This is a genomic window from Streptomyces sp. NBC_01261, assembly GCF_036226385.1.
Taxonomy (GTDB): domain Bacteria; phylum Actinomycetota; class Actinomycetes; order Streptomycetales; family Streptomycetaceae; genus Streptomyces.
Genome location: NZ_CP108463.1, coordinates 2,405,958 through 2,423,415 on the forward strand (window position 1 = coordinate 2,405,958; position 17,458 = coordinate 2,423,415).

12 protein-coding genes are annotated in these 17,458 nt (G+C 68.6%); 5 read left to right on the top strand and 7 right to left on the bottom strand.

Features of this window, described 5'->3' with window-relative positions:
* Nucleotides 1–8 precede the first annotated feature (8 nt).
* Nucleotides 9–797 (bottom strand): Tat pathway signal sequence domain protein, encoded by a 789-nt coding sequence (locus OG226_RS10505; protein ID WP_329348699.1) that lies wholly within the window; start codon nt 795–797, stop codon nt 9–11.
* 4 nt (nt 798–801) lie between these two features.
* Nucleotides 802–1,977 carry a glycoside hydrolase family 88/105 protein gene (locus OG226_RS10510; protein WP_329348700.1) on the bottom strand — a complete coding sequence of 392 codons (1,176 nt, stop codon included), beginning with the start codon at nt 1,975–1,977 and terminating at the stop codon, nt 802–804.
* Between the two features lie 556 nt (nt 1,978–2,533).
* Between OG226_RS10510 and OG226_RS10515 the strand changes: the two genes are divergently transcribed.
* Both OG226_RS10515 and OG226_RS10520 read left to right on the top strand, forming a co-directional pair.
* Nucleotides 2,534–3,370, top strand: a complete 837-nt coding sequence (locus OG226_RS10515; protein WP_327400132.1) for an aldo/keto reductase — start codon at nt 2,534–2,536, stop codon at nt 3,368–3,370.
* Between the two features lie 191 nt (nt 3,371–3,561).
* Nucleotides 3,562–4,254, top strand: a complete 693-nt coding sequence (locus OG226_RS10520; RefSeq protein ID WP_327400133.1) for a glycoside hydrolase family 75 protein — start codon at nt 3,562–3,564, stop codon at nt 4,252–4,254.
* Between the two features lie 56 nt (nt 4,255–4,310).
* Here OG226_RS10520 and OG226_RS10525 read toward each other — a convergent pair whose 3' ends face one another.
* Both OG226_RS10525 and OG226_RS10530 read right to left on the bottom strand, forming a co-directional pair.
* A complete protein-coding gene (locus tag OG226_RS10525) occupies nt 4,311–5,015 on the bottom strand; it encodes an SDR family oxidoreductase (RefSeq protein ID WP_328676626.1) in 705 nt (234 codons plus the stop codon).
* 101 nt (nt 5,016–5,116) lie between these two features.
* On the bottom strand, nt 5,117–6,055 hold the full coding sequence (locus tag OG226_RS10530; RefSeq protein ID WP_329348701.1) for a class I SAM-dependent methyltransferase: 939 nt from the start codon (nt 6,053–6,055) through the stop codon (nt 5,117–5,119).
* A gap of 124 nt (nt 6,056–6,179) precedes the next feature.
* Here OG226_RS10530 and OG226_RS10535 point away from each other — a divergent pair, with 124 nt between their 5' ends.
* Nucleotides 6,180–6,965, top strand: a complete 786-nt coding sequence (locus tag OG226_RS10535) for a phytanoyl-CoA dioxygenase family protein (protein ID WP_329348702.1) — start codon at nt 6,180–6,182, stop codon at nt 6,963–6,965.
* Between the two features lie 113 nt (nt 6,966–7,078).
* On the opposite strand, the gene OG226_RS10540 is transcribed toward OG226_RS10535, so the two are convergent.
* Together OG226_RS10540 and OG226_RS10545 are read right to left on the bottom strand one after the other, a co-directional pair.
* The gene (locus tag OG226_RS10540) at nt 7,079–8,794 is read right to left on the bottom strand and encodes a glycoside hydrolase family 6 protein (protein ID WP_329348703.1); all 1,716 of its coding nucleotides are present in this window, start codon (nt 8,792–8,794) and stop codon (nt 7,079–7,081) included.
* Between the two features lie 60 nt (nt 8,795–8,854).
* Entirely contained in the window at nt 8,855–10,336 is a 1,482-nt protein-coding gene (locus OG226_RS10545) for a cellulase family glycosylhydrolase (RefSeq protein ID WP_329348704.1), read from the bottom strand.
* A gap of 277 nt (nt 10,337–10,613) precedes the next feature.
* Here OG226_RS10545 and OG226_RS10550 point away from each other — a divergent pair, with 277 nt between their 5' ends.
* Nucleotides 10,614–13,532: a glycoside hydrolase family 48 protein gene (locus tag OG226_RS10550; protein WP_328676636.1), complete on the top strand. Its 2,919-nt coding sequence runs from the start codon at nt 10,614–10,616 to the stop codon at nt 13,530–13,532.
* Nucleotides 13,533–13,779: 247 nt separating this feature from the next.
* The gene (locus tag OG226_RS10555) at nt 13,780–16,449 is read left to right on the top strand and encodes a cellulose binding domain-containing protein (protein WP_329348705.1); all 2,670 of its coding nucleotides are present in this window, start codon (nt 13,780–13,782) and stop codon (nt 16,447–16,449) included.
* 41 nt (nt 16,450–16,490) lie between these two features.
* Here OG226_RS10555 and OG226_RS10560 read toward each other — a convergent pair whose 3' ends face one another.
* Nucleotides 16,491–17,453: a helix-turn-helix transcriptional regulator gene (locus tag OG226_RS10560; protein ID WP_329348706.1), complete on the bottom strand. Its 963-nt coding sequence runs from the start codon at nt 17,451–17,453 to the stop codon at nt 16,491–16,493.
* Nucleotides 17,454–17,458 lie beyond the last annotated feature (5 nt).

Genomic DNA, 17,458 nt, shown 5'->3' on the forward strand with positions numbered 1-17,458 from the left:
GGCGCTCCTCACACGAGCTGGTAGCCGCGGAGATCGGTGAGCAGGAGGTAGGTGTCCTGCAGGGACCCGGAGGTGTCGCCGAGGGAGCGGTAGATGCCCCACTTGGGGCGCACGCGATCGGCGAGGAAGGTGTCGACGCCGGTCTTCGTCCTGTCGATCACGGTCGTGGAACCGGACTTGAGGATCCAGCGGACCGAACCGGCCGTGCCGTCGCCGACCTTGATCTGGAAGTCGACGTCGGTCCACCGGTCGTGCAGCGGATCGAGATCGGTACGGCCGACCAGGACACCGGCGATCGGCAGGTTCAACTCGATGGTCTGCACGCCGTTCACGCGTCGCAGGGACTGCACGACGATCGGCGAGGTGCCGCTGCCGGGCTGTTTCATCTGCATGACGTGCGTGAAGGTCGTGGTCGCCCTCAGGGAGCTGGGGATGTACATCGAGTACGTGATCCGCCAGGTCTGCCCCTCGGTCCACTTGAGGTAGCCGCTGCTGCCGGTGCGCAGACCGGTGACCTCCTGGCGCTGCCGGTCGGCCGACGTGTCGCGGTCGACCGTATGCATATTGAAGCGCCAGTTGTCCCCGGTGGCGTAGATGTGCGGGTGTCCGGCCGGGTGCGAGTCGGCGCGGTCGTCCTCGACGGTCTCGAAGGCGCCGAGCCCGTCGCCGGTCGCGGTCGGCGCCCACTTCTGCTGCCAGGAGGCGGCGTGCGCGGGGGCGGCGGCCGAGAGGCCCACCGCGGCACCGGCCGCTCCGCTCACGGCGGCCCCGAGAAGGGCCCTTCTGGACGTGCTCATGACACTAATCACCTCGCAGTTGTTCGTTCATGATCAGGAAGGCGCCCAGCCCGTGGAAGTCGTTCGTGGCCCGGGTGCGGGCGACGTAGTACGGGTAGTCGCCGACGTTCGTGCCGATGGAGATGTCGGTGAGGTCGGTGCGGCCGTCGGTGCCGACCGAGAGCCTCGCGAGGACACCCTCGTAGCCGCGCCGGGCGACGTCGGCGTAGTGCCGGTCCAGGTAGCCCTGTTGGGCGCCGCGGGAGAGGGCGTAGGTGAACATGCTGGAGCAGGACGTCTCGGTCCAGTTGTCGCTGCGGGCACCCTTGTCCACGACCTGGAACCAGCGGCCGGTCGCCGGGTCCTGGTACTTCTCCAGTCCGGCCGCCAACCGGCGGAGGATGCCGAGGAGTTGAGGCCGTCGCGGATGGTCGGCGGGGAGTGCGTCGAGGACGTTCGTGACGGCCATCGCGTACCAGCCGACCGCGCGGCACCAGTGTTCCGGCGCGAGTCCGGTCCCGGGGTCGGCCCAGCTCGCGGTACGCGACTCGTCGTAGGCGTGCCTCAACAGGCCGTTGGCGACCTGGAGATGACTGCCGTAGACGTAGAGCTGCTTGGACGCCTCGTCGTCCGTGTACGCGCTGTCGCCGAACTCCTTGCCGTACTCGACGAGGAACGGGTTCACCATGTAGACGCCGTCCGCCCAGAGTTGATGGGCCCGGCTGCTGCTGTCGGCATGCCAGAAGCCGCCGTCGCTCGTGCGCGGGTAGGTGTCGAGGCGGTCGCGGATCTTCTTGGCCGCCTTGCGGTAGCGGTCCTGGCCGGTCTCGTGGTGCAGGATCACCAGGAGCCGGCCGGCCTGCATGCTGTCGAGGCTGTCGAAGGACTGGTCGATCGAGCCGTCGCTCTTCACGAAACGGTCGACGTAGCTCTTGATGTAGGCCAGGTAGCGGGCCTCGTGGGTCCGCTTGTAGGTGAGGTACTGGCCGTAGAGGTAGAGGCCGACCGGGTACGACCAGCCGCCGATGGTGCTCGGTGTGTAGCGGGCCGTCGTGGAGTCGACCACGGCCACGGACCAGTCGGGCGCGGCGGCCGGGCGGCTCGCCGCCGCCACCGTTTCGAGCGGCGGCGCCGCCGCGGTCAGGGTGGCGGTGGCGAGGACCGCCGCGGTCAGGGCCGCTCGTAGTCGTGGGCGTCTCATGTTCCTCCCTTTCGTGTTCGGTCGGTCCGGGCGGGTTCGCCGGCCTCGGCGGGCTCGGGCGCAGTGCGTGGGGCGGCCGCCTCGACCGCCCTTCTCCTGACCGACTGATCAGTTTGGGCGAGGGAGGGGAACAGCCGCTCGCCATCACTGGTCCGTCCGTCCTGCGACCCGCGGTCGACGAGGCCTTCACCACACCTTTTCATCCGATGTTTCCTGCATACGATGTTCCGCTTGAAGGATTCCGGGCACTGTCCTGCTCATGCGCGCATACCTGCTCTCCTGAGGGGTGGGGGATCTCGGAGTCCACACAGGTGCTGGTGTTCACATGGGCGCATCGTGTTCACGGACGCGTCCGACGGCGTGCTTCAGCGTTGCGGCATGACGGTCCGCGGTCAATGGTCCGGACCGAATAACATCGGATGCATTTCTCGCCAATCTTCGACAACCGGCGCCGATTCGCCGGTCGGTCCGGACGGATTTCGCGGTCAGGAATGCGGCACGGCCCGTGATCGTTGACGATGTGAGTACCACCCGACGACTGAAGGATCGAGAGCTCGTGAGCAGCAAGGTCCCCCCGATCATCCTCAACAACGGTGTCGAGATGCCCCAGCTGGGCTTCGGCGTCTGGCAGGTGCCGGACGACGAGGCGGAGCGGGCGGTGGCCACGGCGCTGGAGGCCGGGTACCGCAGCATCGACACCGCTGCGATCTACGGCAACGAAGAGGGCACCGGAAAGGCCATCGCCGCGTCCGGCGTCCCGCGCGAGGACCTCTTCGTCACCACCAAGCTCTGGAACGCCGACCAGGGGTACGACGCCACTCTGCGCGCGTTCGACGTGTCGCTGGAGAAGCTCGGCCTGGAGTACCTGGATCTGTATCTGATCCACTGGCCGACCCCGGCCCGCGACAAGTACCTCGACAGCTACAAGGCGTTCGAGAAGCTGTACGCGGACGGCCGTGTGCGGGCCATCGGCGTCTCCAACTTCGAACCCGACCACCTGGCCCGGCTGATCGAGGGCACCTCGGTCATTCCGGCGGTCGACCAGATCGAGCTGCACCCGCAGTTCCAGCAGCGCGCCGGGCGCGAGTACCAGGCGGAGCAGGGCATCGCGACCGAGGCCTGGTCGCCGCTCGGCTCGGGCAAGGGCCTCCTGGAGGTCCCGGCGATCGTCGCCATCGCCCAGAAGCACGGCCGCACCCCGGCCCAGGTCGTCCTGCGCTGGCACATCCAGCTCGGCAACGTGGTGATCCCCAAGTCCGTGACGCCGTCGCGGATCAAGGAGAACATCGAGGTCTTCGACTTCAGCCTCGACACCGAGGACCTGGCGGCGATCAGCGCGCTGAACGAGGACCGGCGACTGGGTCCCGACCCGTCGACGTTCAACGCGGCCTGAACACCGGATAGTTCGAGCGCCCCGAAGCCGTCTGGCTCCGGGGCGCGTCGTTTTCCCGCGCCGTTTTCCGTGCCGCTTTCCGCGCCGTCGGCCGACTTGGTTCGTACCAGGGTCTTGACGCGCGCATGATGACGGGGCACCTTGTTGCGCACCTGGTAAGGAAACTTTCCTAACAGAAGGGTCCCCCCATAGTGCGCATGCGAACACTGACCCTCGCCGCGGCCTCGGCTGCCGCCCTGCTCGCCGCCGGAGTGCTCCCCGCGAGCGCCTCCGGCGCCACCCCCAAGTCGGCCCAGGAGGGCTCGGTCAGCGCGGCCGACCTGCTCTCCAAGGTGACGTCCTGCTCGCAGATATCGAGCGGCAAGTACCGTACGGACGACGAGACTTCGGCCACCATCCCGGTCTGCGGCAAGAACGGCGCCGTGTTCTGGAAGGCCGACATGGACATCGACTGCGACGGCCAGCGCACCACGAAGTGCAACGAGAACGCCGACCCCTGGTACCAGGACGACACGGCGTTCCACCAGTCCAACGGCCAGCCCCTGAAGGCGGATTCACTGCCCTACATCGTGGTGCCCAGCTCCAGCAGCATCTGGAAGTACTCCAGCTACGGCATCAAGGGCGGCGGCGTGGTCGCCGTCGTCTACAACAACAAGGTCGAGTACGCGGTCGTCGGCGACACCGGCCCCACCAACATCATCGGCGAGGCCTCGTACGCCACGGCCAGCGCCCTCGGCATCGACCCCGACCCGGCGACCGGCGGCGCCGACTCCGGCGTGACGTACATCCTGTTCAAGAACTCGACGGTCTCCCCCATCGAGAGCCACAGCGCGGCGGTCTCCCTGGGCGACCAGCTGGCGAAGCAGTTCCTGGCGAGCAACTGACGTACGTATGGGGCCCGTTGCCGCTTTCCCCAGCGGCAACGGGCCCCATACGTACGTCAGTTGGGCTGTCCGATCGGTCGTACGACGACGGTGTTGATGTCGACGCCGGCGGGCTGGCGGATCGCCCAGAGGATCGTGTCGGCGATCTGGTCGGCGGTGAGGAGATGGCCGGGCGGCAGGCTGCCGTTGCCGTCCCAGAACGGGGTCTCCACCCGGCCCGGGGCGACCAGCGTCACGCCGATGCCGAACTCCGTGACCTCGCGCCGGGTGTTCTCGGCGAGACCGGTCATCGCCCACTTGGTCGCGCCGTAGATGTTGCCGGGGGTGTGCACGAACCCGGCGACGCTGCCGATCAGCACGATCCGGCCGTGCGTCTGCTTCAGCGCGTCGACGGACGCGCGGATCAGCAGGGCCGGACCGAGGACGTTGGTCAGCACCATCTCGGTCCACCCGGTCGGGTCGCCCTCGGCGACCGAATCGTGCGTGGCGATCCCGGCGTTGGCGACGACCGCGTCGAGCCGTCCGAACTGTTTGAGCGTCGTCTCGACGGCGGCCTGCACCTCGCCGTACTCGGCGGCACTGCCGGGGATCGTCAACAGGCCCTCGGGGTTGCCCAGTTGGGCGGCGAAATCATACAGGCGCTGCTCGCTGCGGCCGGTGACGGCCACCCGGCCCCCGGCGCTGAGGAGTTGACGGGCGACGGCGGCGCCGATACCGCTGCCGCCGCCGGTTATGAGCGCGACGTGAGAGTTGTCGTTCATGGTGGTTGTCCCCCCGTGGGTCGGTGAACTCCGCGCAGTCGGAGGGGCAGTTCATCACCTTGAGCACGCTCGAAGTCAAGCCGTCGAGATCACGGGCCCTGTCAGCTCGTCCGTACCGCCGTGTGCACGGTGTGCGCGGCGAGCACGAACACGTCGGCGCGCCGATGCACACTCGCCGGGTCCTGCGGGTCGACGAGCCGGTCGAGGGCGGCCCGGTCCTCGGCGTCCATCGCCTCGCCGTAGGTGTCACGCACCCGGGTCAGCCAGGTGGCGACGTAGGCGCGGACGCGGTCGGGGGCCGGGGCGGGCAGGTCGAGGAGGAAGCTGCGGCTGCCGGTGTGCTTCAGGCCGACCGAGGTCAGGAGGGCGGGCCAGTCCTCGGTCTCGGTGACGGCGCCGGGGAGGTCGGCACGCATCTGGGCGAACCACTCGGACTCGATCGCGTCGATCCGCGCCTCCAGTCCCGGGCGGCCGATGCCGAAGTCGCGGGGCAGGAACCGCGAGGGCAGGCCGCCCTCCATGATCGCGAGGGTGCCGCCGGGTGCGAGCCGCTCCGCGAACGCGGCGAGACCGCCCCGCTGGTCCCCGAGGTGATGCAGACTGCGGCTGGCCCACAGCAGGTCTGCCGGGTACTCCAACTGCCCCAGAACCTGGGGCAGTTCACCGGTCAGCGTGCTGAAGCGGTCGCCGAATCCCTGCCGGTCGGCGCGGGCACGGGCCCGCTCCAGGAGCGGTTCGGAACCGTCCACCGCGACGACCCGGGCTCCCGGGAACGTCTCCGCGAACAGACACGCGACCACACCGGGGCCGCTGCCCACGTCGACGATCAGCCCAGGATCGGTCCGCTCCTTCGCGAGCCACGCCATCGCCCGCTCGTACAAGGGTGAGAACAGCTCCGCCTGGGTCTCCAGCAGGGGACCCATGACGGCCCAGTCGAGGTCGGTGTGGTCGTGGTGACGACGGTCCCCGCCGGGCTTGTGGTCGTGCTGCTCACCCTGCGTGTGGACGTGCCTGTGCTCGTGATCGTGCTCGTGCGCCATGGTGGTCACCCTCTCGTCCGCGTGCCGCCAGCCTGCGCCGACGCACCGTCCGACGGCCAGTTCCGTTGCCGAAGCGGCAAAAAATGAGGTGCGGAACAGGTCGTCCGTCGCCGAACATGCCCGTATGGACGACACGGACGACGTGATGGTGGAACGCTTCGTCGACGACGGGTTCGTGAAGATCGAGGGCGCCTTCCCACCGCGGGTCGCCGAGCACTGCGCTCGGCTGCTCTGGCGGGAGACGGGCTACGACGCGGAGGACCCCGGCACCTGGCAGGACCCCGTGGTGTGGGTGAGCGACATGGCCCAGGGACCGTTCGCCGCCTCGGTCAACTCCCCCGCCCTGCATGAGGCGTTCGACCTCCTGGTGGGCGCCGGCCGGTGGCAGTCCCGGTACTCGGTGGGCAGTTTCCCGCTGCGCTTCCCGCACCCGACGGAACCGGACGACGCCGGCTGGCACATCGAGGGCAGCTATGTCGCGGAGGGCGCGGAGAGCGAGTGGCCGTACGCGAATCTGGTCTCGCGCGGCCGGGCCCTGCTGATGCTGATGCTCTACACCGAGGTCACCGAGGAGAACGCGCCGACGCGGATCCGGGTCGGCTCCCACCTCGACGTCCCGCGCGTCCTGGAACCGTACGGCGAGAAGGGCGCCTCCTCACTGACCCTCGGCCCGAAGGTGGCCGAGGCGTCCGCCGGGCGCCCCCTCACATACGCCACCGGTCGGCCCGGTGACGTCTACCTCTGCCATCCCTTCCTGGTCCACGCGGCCCAGCCCCACCACGGCGACCGCCCCCGCTTCATGGGCCAGCCACCGCTGATGCCGGCGGCGCCGTACGAGTTGGAACGGTCCAACGGCAACTATTCAGCGGTGGAGCAAGCAATCCGCCGGGGCCTGTCGAACAAGGGCTGACCCCCACGCCCCTCTTCAGGGGCGCGGGGCTGTGACCATGTGCGGCTACCGCCGCGTGGGCGCGACCAGCCACACACGGCCCGCGGCTTCAAACGCGACGGAACCAGCGGCGCCTACAGCGGCGGATACGCGTTGGCCATCAGCTGCTGGAACTGAGCGGAGAACCAGTGCCCCGACAGCGGAGCGTTCGGCAGCGCACCCGACAGGTTGTTCCCGTTGCGCGCGTTCCCCGTGTACGTCGGATCGCACATCCGGTCGAACCCCTTGCCCTCGTCGTTGGCGATCGCCGTGCTGGACCCGTCCGACTCCCCCGGCGGCTTCATCCACACATACGCGTCGATCCCGGCGGCGGGAGCGGCCTGCGGCCGCTCGCCCAGACCCGCACCGGACTGGTTGCACCAGTTCCCGACCTGGATCCGCCGGTCGTAGCGCCCGCCGTCGACGTACGTGTCCACACTGGTGGTCGCACCCGGACCGGTGGGCCGGGCGGAACCGCCCCACCCGTTCCGCGACGTGTCGATCAGCATGCCGATACCGGAGTTGAAGCCCACGGACACCAACTCACTGCGGAACGCCTGGGCGTACGACTGCTCGTCCACGTACCGGTTCCAGTCGACCCACTTGGACTGGCGCACGGAGACACCGTTGACGCTGTCGTTGATGGTGAAGTTGTTCTCCTTCAGGGCGCTGTAGTTGGCCGTGTTGGTGATGAAGCCGGCCACGTCGTTCACGGTCGCGCCCTCGGCGTTCGCGGCCTGGTAGAAGAGGTTCGCGGAGGGGGCGAAGTTGTCGTCCCAGCCGAGCCAGCCGTGGTGTCCGGCGTCGATGTAGTTGTAGACGTTGGGGATCGCGCCGAGCTTGTTCAGCGCGTAGCCGACGCCCTTCACGTAGTTGCCGTTGGCGAGCATCGTGTCGCACTGCGGGGTGGCGGTGGCCTTGCTGCCGGTGTTGGTCACGAGGTTGGGCAGCGAGTCGATCTCGATCGTGGTGACGATCCGCAGCGAGGCGTACTTGCTGTCGGCGAGGATCGCGGCGATCGGGTCGATGAACTCGCTCTCGTAGCGCCCGATTTCGGTCGGGCCGAGTTCACCGTTGGAGGCGAGGGCCGCGCAGTCGCGCCCGGGCAGGTCGTAGACGACGAGCTGGACGACCTCTTCGCCGGTGCCCTTCTGGGCGAGCGCCGCGTCGAGGTGGGCGCGCAGGCCCATGCCGCCGTTGACGCCGTTGATCGCGGCGATGCGGTCGAGCCAGACGCCGGTGGGCTGGCTGGAGACCCGGCTGCCACCGGTCTCGGCGGCGGCCTTCGCGGACCACTCCGGGTTCACGTACACCTTGGCGCCCGCGTACGGGTTGTCGACCCGCCCGCTGGGATCGGTGCCACCACCGCCCCCTCCCCCGCCACTGCCGTCGTCGACGTTGCAGGTCACCCCGTTGAGGGTGAAGGTGGTCGGCAGCGCGTTGGTGCCGCTGTAGGAGGCGTTGAAGCCGAAGCTGACCGAACTCCCGGTCCCCAGGCTCCCGTTGTAGGTCTCGTTGGCCGCCGTGACGGCGGTTCCGCTCTGGCTGATCTTCGCGTTCCAACCGCTGGTGATCTGCTGGTTGCCGGCGTACGACCACTTCGCGGCCCAACTCGACTTCGCGGCCCCGTTGTTGGTGATCGTGACGGCGGCGGTGAAGCCGGTGCCCCATTGGTTCTGCACCTTGTAGTCCACGCTGCAGGGAATCGCGGCGATGCCGGCGTCCGCCGAGGGAACGGCGGCCACCGCCGTCCCCGAGGCCCCGGCGACGAGCACCAAGGCAGCGAGCAACGCTGTTCTGGTACGGCTCATGAGTGCGGGTTTCCTTGTCTGTGAAGGAAGTTGGTTGCGGGTGCTGTGGTGTGCGGGCGCCTATCCGTTGAGGGCGCGCAGATGGTCGCGCAGCCCGATGCCGTACGCGGTGGGCGTACCGGCGTAGTCGGAGATCAGTGACGGACCCGCGGAACAGTCCCAGGTGTTCCAGGTCCAGCCGAGATACGAGAGCCCGCGGTCGTCGAACCACTTCATGACCTGGTCGACGAAGGCGTGCGAGCAGGTGTTCTCGCCGATCTCCCCTGCCACCAGCGGCACTTGGGCCGCGACGGGGGCGAGTGTGGTGTTCCAGCAGCTCTCGGTCGCGCAGGTGTTGAAGTTGTACACGTGGTACGCGGCGACGAGATTGCCGGTCGGGTCGGTGGGCCGGTACGTCAGCCACTGGCTCAGGTCGTTCGAGTACGCGAGCCCGCCGGCCATGATCACGTTCTTGGCGCCGGTGGACCGTACGGAGTCGACGAGATCCTGCATACCGGCGACTTCGTACCCGATGCCGGGGCAGGTGCCGCCGTCCCGCCAGCACTCCCACGCCTGGGTGGTCGTGGAGGTCGCGCGGTCCGGGTAGGGCTCGTTGAACAGGTCGAACGCGACGGCCTGGTCGCCCTTGAAGGTACTGGCGACCGAGGACCAGAACGACGGTGCGTACTGCGCGTCCGGCATCGGCTTCTGGCAGGTGGCGTGCACGTCGGAGCAGCCCGCCGAGTTGCCGGTGTACTGGCCGTAGGTCCAGTGCAGTTCGACGATCGGTGTCATGCCGTGCGCCTCGACCTTCGCCACCAGGTCCTTGACGGCGGCGATGTAGTTGGCGCCCGCGTACTCGGGCTTGATGTTCGAAAGGCCCAGCCAGCACTCCTCGTTGAGGGGAATGCGGACCACGTTCGCCTTCCAGTCGGCGATCGCCGCGACGGCCGCGTCGTCCACCGGTCCGTCCCAGATGCCGTAGCCCTGCACGCACATGAACTCGCCGCCGGACCGGTTGACCCCGAGCAGACGGCGGTTGGTGCCGTCGGCGTCCACGAGTTTGTTCCCGGAGACGTGCAGTGCGGGTGCCGTGCCGCCGGCCGGTGGTGAGGTCGGAGGCGGCGACGTGGGTGGTGTCGGCTCCGCATCGACGTTGCAGGTCGTGCCGTTGAGCTTGAACGCGGACGGTACGGCGTTGCTCACCGACCAGTTGGCGAGGAACCCGGCGCTGACGCTCGCGCCGGTGCCGAGCGAGCCGTTCCAGCTCTCGTTGGTCGCGGAGACCGTCGTGCCGGACTGGGACCACTTGGCGTTCCAGCCCTGGGTGACCTTCTGGCCGCCGGCGAAGTCGAAGTTCAGGCTCCAACTGCTCACCGGTGCCATGTTGTTGGTGATCCGCACTGCGCCTTGGAAGCCGGTGTCCCACTGGCTGGTGACCGAGTACTCCACCGTGCACGCGGGAGTGGCACCGGACGCCGTGACCACCGGAACGACCATGGCCCCGACAAGGGCGGTCGCGCCGGCCACGGCTAAAAGCATTGAACGCGGGGGGTGTCGCATGAGCGACTCCTTGCAGCTCGGGCGCGTCGCACGGACGCGTCGACTGACGGAATCGCTCCCACTGGTGTCCAGGAAGGTAGCGCCAAGTGACGGCAAAGGACAGGGGAGTCACAGACTTTCGCTGACTTTCCCCCAACCCGCGGTCGTCGAATTATTTCGACTCCGTAAGCACCTTGACGGCTCACACCCCCGTCCCCACGATGGGAGCGCTCCCACTGGTTCAAGGCTTGTTGCTGCTCCGCCCCCACTTCTCCGAGCCGCAAGGAGGAACCAGCACATGCACCCCAGAAGGAGACGCCGCATCACGCGGCGCTTGTGGACCGCCGTCGTGGCGGCCCTCGCCCTTCCGGTCTCGATGCTCGCGACCGGCACAACTCCCGCTCAGGCGGCGACAGTTCAGTGCAGCGTGGACTACAAGACCAACGACTGGGGCTCCGGCTTCACCGCGGATCTGACCCTCACCAACCGCGGTACGGACGCGATCAACGGCTGGACCCTGACGTACGGCTACGCCGGCAACCAGAAGCTCAGCAACGGCTGGAACGGCACCTGGTCCCAGTCCGGCGGCGCGGTCTCGGTGACGAACGCGTCGTACAACGGGACGATCGCCGCGGGCGCGGCCGTCTCGACCGGCGCGCAGTTCAGCTACAGCGGCACCAACGCCGCGCCCACCTCGTTCGCGGTCAACGGCACCACCTGCGCCGGCGCGCACCAGCCGCCGATCACCGTGCTGACCAGCCCGAGCGCGGGCGCGATCTACACGCAGGGGGCGGCGATCCCGCTCGCGGCGACCGCGGCGGCGGCCGACAACGCGACGATCAGCAAGGTGGAGTTCTACGACGACACCACGCTGCTCGGCACGGACACGAGCTCGCCGTACTCCCTTTCGACCTCCGGGTTGGCCGTGGGCAGTCATTCGCTGGTGGCGAAGGCCTACGACAGTCTGGGCGCGTCCGGGGAGTCGACGCCGGTCGGCATCACGGTCGCCTCGGGACCCGCGGTGGTGGCCTCACCGGCCCAACTCGGCGTCCAGCAGGGCAAGTCGGGCACGTACGCGGTGTCGCTGTCCACGCAACCGTCGTCGAACGTGACGGTCACGACGGCGCGGGCGAGCGGCAACACGGGGCTGTCGGTCACCGGCGGCGCGTCGCTCACCTTCACGCCCTCGAACTGGAACACCGCGCAGACGGTGACCCTCACGGCCGACGCGTCGGGCACCGGTTCGGCGTCCTTCGAGTCGACGGCGACGGGGTTCACCAAGGCGACGGTCACGGTGACGGAGCTGGCGGCGGCGAACGCGTACGACGCCCGCTTCCTGGACCTCTACGGGAAGATCACCAACCCGGCGAACGGCTACTTCTCGCCCCAGGGCATCCCCTACCACTCGGTGGAGACCCTGATCGTCGAGGCGCCGGACCAGGGGCACGAGACCACGTCGGAGGCGTACAGCTATCTGCTGTGGCTGCAGGCGATGTACGGCAAGGTGACGGGCGACTGGTCGAAGTTCAACGGTGCCTGGGCTCTCATGGAGAAGTACATGATCCCGACCCACGCCGACCAGCCGACCAACTCCTTCTACAACGCCTCGAAGCCGGCGACGTACGCGCCCGAGCTGGACACCCCGAACGAGTATCCGGCGAAGCTCGACACCTCGGTGCCGGTGGGATCGGATCCGATCGCCGGTGAACTGAAGACCGCGTACGGTACGGACGATGTCTACGGTATGCACTGGCTGGAGGACGTCGACAACACCTACGGCTACGGCGACACGCCGGGCGGCGGGTGCGAGGCGGGGCCGACGGCGAGCGGGCCGTCGTACATCAACACCTTCCAGCGCGGAGCGCAGGAGTCGGTGTGGGAGACGGTGCCGCAGCCGACCTGCGACGCCTTCAAGTACGGCGGCAAGAACGGGTACTTGGACCTCTTCACCGGCGACTCCTCGTACGCCAAGCAGTGGAAGTACACCGACGCGCCGGACGCCGACGCGCGGGCCGTGCAGGCCGCGTACTGGGCCGACGTGTGGGCGAAGGAGCAGGGCAAGGGCTCCGACGTCTCCACGACCGTCGGCAAGGCGGCGAAGATGGGCGACTATCTGCGGTACGCCATGTACGACAAGTACTTCAAGAAGATCGGCAACTGTGTCGGACCGTCGACCTGCCCGGCCGGCACCGGCAAGGACGCCTCGGACTACCTGCTGTCCTGGTACTACGCGTGGGGCGGCGCGAACGACACCAGCGCGGGTTGGGCGTGGCGCATCGGGTCGAGCCATGTGCACGGGGGTTATCAAAACCCGTTGGCCGCCTACGCGTTGAGTTCGTACGCGGACCTGAAGCCCAAGTCCACCACGGGTGCGGCGGATTGGGGTACCTCGCTGTCGCGGCAGCTGGAGTTCTACCGCTGGCTGCAGTCGAGCGAGGGTGCCATCGCCGGTGGGGCGACGAACAGTTGGCAGGGTCGGTACGCGAGTCCGCCGGCCGGTACATCGACGTTCTACGGCATGTACTACGACCAGCAGCCCGTCTATCACGACCCGCCGTCCAACCAGTGGTTCGGGTTCCAGGCGTGGTCGATGGAGCGGGTCGCCGAGTACTACCAGCAGACGGGGAACGCGAGCGCGAAGGCGGTTCTCGACAAGTGGGTGGCGTGGGCGTTGTCCAAGACCACGATCAATCCGGACGGGACGTATCTGATTCCCTCGACGTTGCAGTGGTCGGGGCAGCCGGACACGTGGAACGCGTCAAGTCCCGGTGCCAATACGGGACTTCATGTCACCGTGGCCGACTACACCAATGACGTGGGTGTGGCAGCCGCGTATGCCAAGACGCTGACGTACTACGCCGCGAAGTCCGGCAACGCGGCGGCGAAGACGACCGCGAAGGCGCTGCTCGACGGGATGTGGGGCAACTACCAGGACAGCCTGGGTGTCGCCGTTCCGGAGACCCGCGCGGACTACAACCGGTTCGACGACAGCGTGTATGTGCCGAGTGGGTTCAGCGGGACGATGCCGAACGGGGACGCGGTCAACTCCGCTTCCACGTTCGCCTCGTTGCGGTCCTTCTACAAGAACGACCCGGCGTGGTCGAAGATCCAGAGTTATCTGGCGGGTGGGGCCGCGCCCGTCTTCACGTATCACCGGTTCTGGGCTCAGGCGGACGTCGCCTTGGCCATGGGGTCGTATGCGGAGCTTCTCGAATAGCCCCCGCGAGGCGCTCCGCGGGTTGGGCGGTTCGGAACAGTGCCGGTCCGTTGTGGCTGGTCGCGCAGTTCCCCGCGCCCCTGGAAACAGGGGTGTTGGACCTGCCCGTCTCCCGGAGAGTGCCTCGGAGTTCCGCGTGCGTGGTCCCGCCACCTGACGGCGGGGCCCACCGGCCGGGCGGCCCCCACCCGCACTGGGGGTCGCCCGGCGCTCGTGTCTTCAACCCCTCTTCACGAGAGGACCCCTCGTGCGAAGAACTCGTATTCTCACGGCCGTACTCGCCCTCGCCGCCGGTCTGTTGGCGGGCAGTCCGTCCGCCCTTGCCGCGAACGCGAACGTGCCGAAAGTGGCGCTCGCGGCCGACACGTACACATGGCACAACGCCCGGATCGACGGAGGCGGGTTCGTGCCCGGCATCGTCTTCAACCGGAAGGAGAAAAACCTCGCCTACGCCCGGACCGACATCGGCGGTGCCTATCGGTGGCAGGAGTCGACGAAGACGTGGACGCCGTTGCTGGACTCGGTCGGGTGGGACGACTGGGGGCACACCGGGGTGGTGGGTCTCGCGTCCGACTCGGTCGATCCGGACAAGGTGTACGCGGCTGTCGGTACGTACACGAACAGTTGGGATCCGACGAACGGGGCGGTGCTCAGGTCGGGTGACCGGGGCGGGAGTTGGCAGAAGACCGATCTGCCGTTCAAGCTCGGTGGGAACATGCCGGGGCGCGGTATGGGTGAGCGGCTGGCCGTCGATCCCAACAAGGACAGCGTGCTGTATCTGGGCGCGCCGAGCGGGAAGGGGCTGTGGCGGTCCACCGACTCCGGGGTGACCTGGTCGCAGGTGGCGAACTTCCCCGACGTCGGGAACTACGTGCAGGATCCGACCGACACGAGCGGCTACGCCAACGACAACCAGGGCATCGTGTGGGTCACCTTCGACGAGTCGACGGGTACGGCCGGCAGCGCGACGAAGACGATCTATGTCGGGGTCGCCGACCAGGCCAACGCCGTGTACCGGTCGACGGACGCGGGTGCCACGTGGTCGCGGGTGGCCGGGCAGCCCACCGGGTATCTGGCGCACAAGGGTGTGCTGGATGCGGTCAACGGTTATCTGTACATCGCATACAGCGACAAGGGCGGGCCGTACGACGGTGGCAAGGGGCAGTTGTGGAGGTACGCGACCGCTACCGGCACATGGACGGACATCAGCCCGGTCGCCGAGACCGACACCTACTACGGGTTCAGCGGTCTGACCGTGGACCGGCAGCATCCCGGGACCGTGATGGCGACGGCGTACAGCTCCTGGTGGCCGGAAACACAGATCTTCCGTTCCACGGACAGCGGCGGGACCTGGACGAAGGCCTGGGACTACACGTCGTATCCCAACCGTGCGAACCGCTACACCATGGACGTGTCGTCCTCACCCTGGCTGACCTTCGGCGCGAACCCGTCGCCGCCCGAACAGGCCCCGAAACTGGGCTGGATGACCGAGTCGCTGGAGATCGACCCGTTCGACTCGAACCGCATGATGTACGGGACGGGAGCGACGCTCTACGGCACGGAGAACCTGACGAACTGGGACAGCGGGGGCCAGTTCACCGTGAAGCCGATGGTGCGGGGGCTGGAGGAGACGGCCGTGAACGACCTCGCCGCTCCCCCGTCCGGCGGCGCCCAACTCCTCAGCGCGCTGGGCGACATCGGTGGGTTCCGGCACACGGATCTGACCAAGGTCCCCTCGATGATGTTCACTTCGCCGACCTTCACGACGACCACCAGCCTCGACTTCGCGGAGACCGACCCCAACACCGTTGTGCGCGTGGGCAATGTGGACTCGGGGGCGCACATCGCGTTCTCGACGGACAACGGCGCCAACTGGTTCGCGGGGACCGATCCTTCGGGTGTCAGCGGGGGCGGGACCGTCGCCGCGGCGGCCGACGGCAGTCGGTTCGTGTGGAGTCCGGCGGGTGCGGGCGTGCAGTACGCGTCGGGCTTCGGCTCGTCCTGGGCAGCGTCGAGCGGTATCCCGGCGGGCGCGACCGTCGAGTCGGACCGGGTGGACGCCAAGACCTTCTACGGCTTCAAGTCGGGTCATTTCTACGTCAGTTCGGACGGCGGGGCGACCTTCACCACGTCGACCGCGGCCGGTCTCCCCGCCGGTGACAGCGTCCGCTTCAAGGCGCTGCCCGGCACGAAGGGGGACGTGTGGCTGGCGGGTGGGGCGAGCGACGGGGCGTACGGGCTGTGGCACTCCACGGACGGCGGCGCCACCTTCGCCAAGCTCGCGAACGTCGACCAGGCCGACACCATCGGCTTCGGCAAGGCGGCGACCGGCGCCTCGTACCAGACGCTCTACACCAGCGCGAAGATCGGCGGCGTACGCGGCATCTTCCGCTCGACCGACAAGGGCGCGACCTGGACGCGGATCAACGACGATGCACATCAATGGGGTTGGACGGGTGCGGCCATCACCGGTGACCCCAGGGTCTACGGCCGCGTGTACGTGTCGACGAACGGCCGCGGGGTCGTCTACGGCGACTCCTCCGACGCGGGCGACGGAGGGAGCGGGGGCGGCGGCGGTACCGATCCGACCCCCACGGGTGCCTGCACGGTCACGTACAAGATCACCAACCAATGGGCGGGCGGCTTCCAGGCCGACGTTCAGCTGACGAACACCGGCTCAACTGCCTGGAACGGTTGGTCACTTGGCTGGTCCTTCGCCGACGGGCAGCAGATCGGCCAGCTGTGGAACGCCGACTACACCCAGTCGGGCGCGGCGGTGACGGCGAAGAACGTGAGCTGGAACGGGACGGTGGCGGCGGGGTCCTCGGTGGGCTTCGGCTTCACGGGGAGTTGGACGGGGGTGAACACGAAGCCGGGCGCGTTCAAGGTGGGCGATCAGAGCTGCACGGTGACCTGAGCAGGGGTTGCGTGCCCTCGTGCGTGCCCTCGTGCGTGCCCTCAGTCGCCGCTGCCGGTGAGCAAGTCGCCGTATCTCCTGGTCAGTTCGGCCACCGTGCGGGCGATGCGGTCACGCAGTTCGGGCGGGGACAGGACCTCGATGTCGGTGCCGAGCCGTAGGAACTCGCCGTGCGCGTGCTCGACGGACTCGATCGGGACCGACATCAGGGTCCAACCGTCCGGCTCCGTCCGGCCGTTGACGGGGACCGCGCGGGCGAGCGTCGCCCCCGGCGCCAGCCGGACCACCGCCTCGCTCCGGTACAGGCGGTCGTGGAAGTCCTGCTGGTGGGCCGTCCAGTAGGCGGCCAGGTCGAAGTCGTCCGGGCGGGTGAACTCCTCGCCGGAGGCGGACGGGGTGAGTTCGAGGATCTGGTCGACGCGGAAGGTGCGGGGGCCGGGGCCGGCTACGACGTACCAGCGGCCCGCCTTCAGTACGAGGCCGTACGGCTCCAGGCGGCGCTCCACGTCGGTGGGCTCGCGCCAGCGTCGGTAGATGGCATACAGGACACGGTTGTTCCATACGGCGTCGGCGACTGTATGCAGGAACGGTGTCTCGTCGGCGTCCGCGTACCAGCCCGGCGCGTCCAGGTGGAACCGGCCGCTGATCCGGTCGGCGTGCTCGCGCAGTCCGGCCGGAAGGGCCGCGCGTACCTTCAGCTGGGCGGCGGCCAGGACCGGGCCGAGGCCCAGTTCGGCGGCCGGTCCCGGTGCGCCCGCGAGGAACAGGGCCTCGGCCTCGTCCGTGGTGAGGCCGGTCAGCCGGGTGCGGTAGCCGTCGAGGAGGCGGTAGCCGCCGGCGTGGCCCGCGTCGCCGTACAGCGGGACGCCCGCCGCGCTCAGTGCCTCGACGTCCCGGTAGACCGTGCGGACCGAGACCTCCAGGGCCTCGGCGAGCTGGGCGGCGGTCATCCGGCCCCGGGTCTGGAGCAGCAGGAGGATCGAGACGAGTCGGCTGGACTTCACTGACA

Excerpts from the sequence above, each read along its gene's own strand:
- OG226_RS10535 (WP_329348702.1), top strand. The coding sequence starts at position 6,180 with ATGGACGACACGGACGACGTGATGGTGGAACGCTTCGTCGACGACGGG.
- OG226_RS10550 (WP_328676636.1), top strand. The coding sequence starts at position 10,614 with ATGCACCCCAGAAGGAGACGCCGCATCACGCGGCGCTTGTGGACCGCC.
- OG226_RS10540 (WP_329348703.1), bottom strand. The coding sequence starts at position 8,794 with ATGAGCCGTACCAGAACAGCGTTGCTCGCTGCCTTGGTGCTCGTCGCC.
- OG226_RS10525 (WP_328676626.1), bottom strand. The coding sequence starts at position 5,015 with ATGAACGACAACTCTCACGTCGCGCTCATAACCGGCGGCGGCAGCGGT.
- OG226_RS10545 (WP_329348704.1), bottom strand. The coding sequence starts at position 10,336 with ATGCGACACCCCCCGCGTTCAATGCTTTTAGCCGTGGCCGGCGCGACC.
- OG226_RS10510 (WP_329348700.1), bottom strand. The coding sequence starts at position 1,977 with ATGAGACGCCCACGACTACGAGCGGCCCTGACCGCGGCGGTCCTCGCC.
- OG226_RS10530 (WP_329348701.1), bottom strand. The coding sequence starts at position 6,055 with ATGGCGCACGAGCACGATCACGAGCACAGGCACGTCCACACGCAGGGT.
- OG226_RS10505 (WP_329348699.1), bottom strand. The coding sequence starts at position 797 with ATGAGCACGTCCAGAAGGGCCCTTCTCGGGGCCGCCGTGAGCGGAGCG.